This is a genomic window from Roseiarcus sp., from assembly GCF_052145395.1.
Classification (GTDB): Bacteria; Pseudomonadota; Alphaproteobacteria; order Rhizobiales; family Beijerinckiaceae; genus Roseiarcus.
Genome location: NZ_JBKQOT010000327.1, coordinates 1 through 2,608, shown reverse-complemented (window position 1 = coordinate 2,608; position 2,608 = coordinate 1). Strand labels below are relative to the sequence as shown.

The window sequence follows — 2,608 nt, the reverse complement described above, 5'->3', positions numbered from 1 at the left end:
CTCCATCGGCGCGCCGAGAATGCGCTCGAGCGGCTCGCCGCCCGGGTCCTCGAGCAGGAGCTGAGTCCGGCCGCGCTCTTGCCGAAGCTCCAACGGCGGCGCGGCCCAAGCGGGGTCAAGCTCGTCTCGCAATGCGTATTCGTGGGCTAGGCGATGAAGTACGGCCAGCGGATGATGATCCGAGGCCGGAAACGCGATCAGAACGGGCGGATCGCCGTCGTCGCCAGCAACCCGCCGTCCGCGGCAGAGGATACGCTCGCCGTCGTCCGACAGGAGTTCGAGATCGCGGTATACCTCGACGTCGAGTTGAAGGCCCGAATGCAATTCCTGGATCCCGCCGCAATCGGCAAGCGCCGCAAGGGATAGTGCCGTTGTACGAGGCCGAGCGCAAGCTCTCGACAAGCCCACTCCCTTCAGGGGGCCTCGCGAGATGGCCGCCGGTCGAAGGCCGCGTCCGAATCGAGCGCGGATCGGATGCAAGCCTGCAGGTCCTCGTCGCGGAAAGGCTTCGTCAGGTAGCACTTGACGCCGGCTCGAAGCGCCCGTTTCCGCGCGACTGGATCCGGATAAGCCGTAATCAAGATGGTCCGTATGGATTCACCGGACGCGACCAGCCGGGCATGAAGGTCCGGTCCCGTCAGCCCCGGCATTTGCACGTCGGCGATCAGGCAGTCGACGCGGCCCCGTCGATCGAAATTCAGGAAATCCTCGGCGCGGCCGAAGGTGACGGCGTCATAACCAAGCGATCTGAGGAGACCTTTCACGGCCTCGCGCATCGACACGTCGTCGTCGACGACCGCGATAAGAAATTTGTCTTGCAACGTCGCTTCCTGACGGCCGTGCGGACAACCGCGAGCCTCGCCCCTTCGCCAGACGTTCATATATTTGCTCGGGGGACGATTCTCCACCAATGCAAACAGGCATTGCGATTATACACTGGTATAGCTTTATTTGACCTTGTGAGATGTGCGCGGCTAGGTCGATGCGGCGTCAGTGGTTTGCTCCACCGACGGCGGACCGCCGGCTCGAGGCCATTTGAAGGCTGGGCCAAGACGCTATGCGAAGGTATAGATCAAGCAAACGATCTGGCGTCCCTGCCATCCCTTCGTCCAATGTTTTGTCGTCCCCCGAGTCCGGTAAAGTTCTGTTTGCGCCCCAGCGCATCCTCCCTGCTGCGGCGCATCCTCCCGCGGCCACGTGTCACGCGCTTGGCCCCATTGAGCCCCTTCCGACGGAAGGGGCTCTTTTTTCGGCGATTGCCGCGAGGGCGCAGGTGCAGGCGGTCGCTACAGGTCGACGCCCACAAGTTTCAACTTGTCCGCCATACGGGCCAGATCGGGAACGGAGGAGGCTTTCATCTTTCGCATCACCTGGCCCCGGTGGACCTTTACCGTGATTTCGCTGACGCCCAGATCTCCCGCAATCTGCTTGTTGAGCCGGCCGGAGACGACCCCAGCCATCACCTCGCGCTCGCGGACGGTCAGCGCCTCGAAGCGCTTGCGCATCTCAGCCATTAAACTCTCCGCATCCAGGCGAGCCCGGTCTCGAGCGAGGCCGAGTTGAATCGCATCCAGGAGATCCTGATCCCTAAAGGGCTTGGTCAGGAACTCGATCGCTCCGCCTTTCATCGCCTGCACCGACATCGGGATGTCGCCGTGTCCATGATGAAAACGATCGGGAGGAGGACGCGTCTGTCAGCGAGCTCTCGCTGGAGATCAAGACCGCTGCGGCCGGGCAGCCGGACGTCGAGCACAAGGCAGGAAGGACCCTCCGGGCGGCCGGACTGGAGGAATTCATCGACCGAAGCCATTAACTTCGGCTGAAATCCGACCGATCGGACGAGGCTGGAAATCGACTCTCGAATTCCTGGATCATCATCGACGACGAATACAGTCGGCTTGGTTATCGGCGCTGTCGGCATCGTTGGCATGCGTTCGAGAAAACTTTGTGGATTATAGCATGGCGTTGCGCTTGATGAACACGCGCAAGCGAGCGCATCGATCTTCGCTGCTTCAGGACGCGAAATCCTCCGACCGTCTATCCACCGCGACGACACGGTCGCTGAGGCGATCGCCGACGCGCCGGACAAAATCTCGAGCCTGCGGCTGCCCGCTCTGGGACGCGTGCGGCGACGTCATACGAGGACGCGCCGCGGCTCCTTGACCAGCGAGCCGAGGTCGAAGCCGACGTCGGCGGCGTGCTCGGGGGTGAGGTCCACGCCGCGGTCGAGCGCCTTCCTGGCGACGACATGGTCTTTCACCCGATTGACGCTGTCGGCGGCGATGAACTTGCCGTCCTTGAAGTAGAAAGCGGAGAACCTGTAGTTCTCGACGTCGCCGCGCAGCACGACATGATCGAAACCCGCGACCCGTCCGACGACCCGAAGGTTGACGTCATACTGATCCGACCAGAACCACGGCGCTTCCAGGAACGGCTTCTCGACGCCCATCAATGCGGCCGCCCCGGAACGCGCCTGTTCGATGGCGTTCTGCACCGACTCCAGGCGGTGGAGCGGCATGCCCGGTTCGTGCGCTGTGGCGGTGCAATCGCCGGCGGCGACGATGTCGGGATCCGCGGTGCGCGAGCACCGGTCGACTACAATGCCGTG

General features: G+C 63.0%; 3 protein-coding genes and 1 pseudogene. 1 reads left to right on the top strand and 3 read right to left on the bottom strand.

Going from position 1 to position 2,608, the window contains the following annotated elements; translation table 11 throughout:
* Positions 1-153 precede the first annotated feature (153 nt).
* Positions 154-366, top strand: a complete 213-nt coding sequence (locus tag ACLP25_RS11075) for a hypothetical protein (RefSeq protein WP_442469250.1) — start codon at positions 154-156, stop codon at positions 364-366.
* 47 nt (positions 367-413) lie between these two features.
* On the opposite strand, the gene ACLP25_RS11070 is transcribed toward ACLP25_RS11075, so the two are convergent.
* The 3 genes and pseudogenes from ACLP25_RS11070 to ACLP25_RS11060 form a co-directional block, all read right to left on the bottom strand.
* Positions 414-821 carry a response regulator transcription factor gene (locus ACLP25_RS11070; RefSeq protein WP_442469249.1) on the bottom strand — a complete coding sequence of 136 codons (408 nt, stop codon included), beginning with the start codon at positions 819-821 and terminating at the stop codon, positions 414-416.
* 465 nt (positions 822-1,286) lie between these two features.
* Positions 1,287-1,921 (bottom strand): annotated as a pseudogene (locus ACLP25_RS11065) (response regulator transcription factor).
* Positions 1,922-2,134: 213 nt separating this feature from the next.
* Positions 2,135-2,608, bottom strand: a 474-nt coding sequence (locus ACLP25_RS11060; protein WP_442469248.1) for an oxidoreductase C-terminal domain-containing protein, incomplete at its 5' end; no start/stop codon positions are given.

Excerpts from the sequence above, each read along its gene's own strand:
- ACLP25_RS11075 (WP_442469250.1), top strand. The coding sequence starts at position 154 with ATGAAGTACGGCCAGCGGATGATGATCCGAGGCCGGAAACGCGATCAG.